Origin of the sequence: Methylobacterium sp. E-065 (genome assembly GCF_022829605.1) — a bacterium.
Lineage (GTDB): Bacteria > Pseudomonadota > Alphaproteobacteria > Rhizobiales > Beijerinckiaceae > Methylobacterium.
In genome coordinates this window covers 1-1972 of record NZ_JAKSYD010000071.1, presented here as the reverse complement: position 1 = coordinate 1972, position 1972 = coordinate 1, and the positions used below count along the sequence as shown (strand labels likewise).

1 protein-coding gene is annotated in these 1972 nt (G+C 73.9%); it reads right to left on the bottom strand.

Annotated elements, in window-relative coordinates:
* Positions 1 to 1952 (bottom strand): autotransporter-associated beta strand repeat-containing protein (locus tag MKK84_RS06875; RefSeq protein WP_313899319.1); only part of this gene is annotated, 1952 nt, incomplete at its 3' end.
* Between the last annotated feature and the right edge of the window lie 20 nt (positions 1953 to 1972).

Sequence of the window (1972 nt, the reverse complement as noted above, 5' to 3'; positions counted from 1 at the left end):
ACGGGCGAGGCCCAGAACCCGTCGAGCGAGAGTGTGCCGGCCTGGATCGTGGTCGGGCCCGAGAAGCGTCCGGGGCCGGTGAGCTTGAGCGTGCCGGATCCGGCCTTGGTCAGGCTGGTGGGTGCGGTGCTCTCCAGGACGGCGCCGGCATAGGTGGTGCTGGCCGAGCCGGTGACGGTGAGCTGGCCGTTGCCGATCACGCCGGAGGCCGGCCCCGTGAGGCTGGCGAGCGTGAGGGCGGTGCCGCCGAGGTCGAGGGGGCCGGCATTGGTCAGGCTGGTCAGGCCGGCGAGCGGGCCGGTGAACAGGAGCGATCCGGTGTTGGTCAGCGCGCCGTTGAGCTGGCCGGAGAGGCGGGCGGTGCCGGTGTTGATCAGGTCTGTGGTGAGGATGCCGTCGCTGGCGACGAGCCCGGCATTGCTCAGCCCTGCCGGCGCCGTGAGGCTGGCGGTCTGTGCGACCGCGAGGGTGCCGGCATTGGTGAGCGGCCCGGCGAGGCTGTAGGTGCCGGACACTGCCAGCGTCGCGCCGGCGGCGTTGGCGAAGGTGCCGTCGCTGGCGACCGCCCCGGTGACCGCGAGGGTACCGGCCGCGTTGCGGATGGCGCCGTCGATCCGGCCGGCGCTGGCCGTGACGATGCCGGTGTTGGTCAGCCCGCCCGAGAGGGTGCCGCTGGTGGCGAGCGTCCCGCCGTTCGACACGCCGCCCGCGATGGCGCCGCTGTTCTGGGTCCAGCCGGCATTGGCGACGCCGCCGGTGATCGACCCGCTGGTCGCAAGTGTGCCGGCGTTCGAGACCCCGCCCGCGATGGCGCCGCTGTTGACCAGGCTGCCGGTGTTGCCCGCGCCGCCCGTGACGGTGCCGCTGTTGGCCGCCTGACCGACATTGCCGAGGCTGCCGACGATGGTTCCGCTGGTCGTGAGCGTGCCGGCGTTCGCGACCGGGCCAGTGATCGTCCCGCCGTTCGCCAGGCTGCCGGCGTTGGTCAGCCCGCCCGCGATCATGCCGGTGGTGGTTAGGCTGCCGAGATTGGCGACGCCGCCGATGATCGCGCCGGTGTTGAGCGCGGTGCCGGCATTGGTGAGGCCGCCGACCAGGGTCCCGGCGTTGACCAGGGTGGTCCCGGGCCGGGTGAGCACGGGGGCGGCGAGGCTGGCGGTATCGGCGACGCTGATGCCGCCAGCCGTCAGGGTAGCCGGGCCGGTGAAGCTGTGGCCGGCGGTGAGGGTCAGGGTGCCGGCGCCGAGCTTGATCAAGGCGCCGGTCCCGGAGACGGTCCCGGCATAGGTGAAGTCGTCGGCGCGGTTGAACGCCAGGGTGCCGGCATTGGCGACATCGCCCACGAGGCTGCCGCTGATGCCGCCATCGCCGAGTTGCAGGGTGCCGGCCGCGATGGCGGTGCCGCCGGTATAGGCGTTGGCACCGGTGAGGGTCAGGGTGCCTTCGCCGAGCTTGGTCAGGCCGCCGGCGCCGTCGAGGGTCCCGGCGAAGGTGGTGGAGGTGCCGTCGCCGCCGGTGGTGAGGCGGGCTGAGCCGAGGGCGACGCGGCCCTGTCCGGCGAGGGATCCGACGGTCTCGCTGTCGGCCAGCGCCAGGGTCGCGCCGGCCGCGACGGTGACGGCGCTGAGGTTGCCGATGGCCTGTCCGCCGCGGGCGAGCAAGGTGCCTTTCGCGAGGGTGGTGGCCCCGGCGTAGGTGTTGGTGCCCGCCAGGGCGAGGGTTCCGGCGCCGAGCTTGGTCAGTCCGCCGCGTCCGGAGAGGGCCTGGGCGAGGGTGAAGGTGCTGGCGGGATCGGCGATGTCGAGGCCGCCGCCGTCCGGCCCCCAGAGGATCGGTCGGGCCGTGGTGGCGAAGGCGGTTCCGGTGATCTGGAGGGTTCCGCCGTCGAAGGCGAGGGGGCCGCTGGGGGCGCCGAGGTTGGCGTCACGCGCGACCGAGAGGGTGCCGCCCACCAGGACGACTCCGCCCGAGA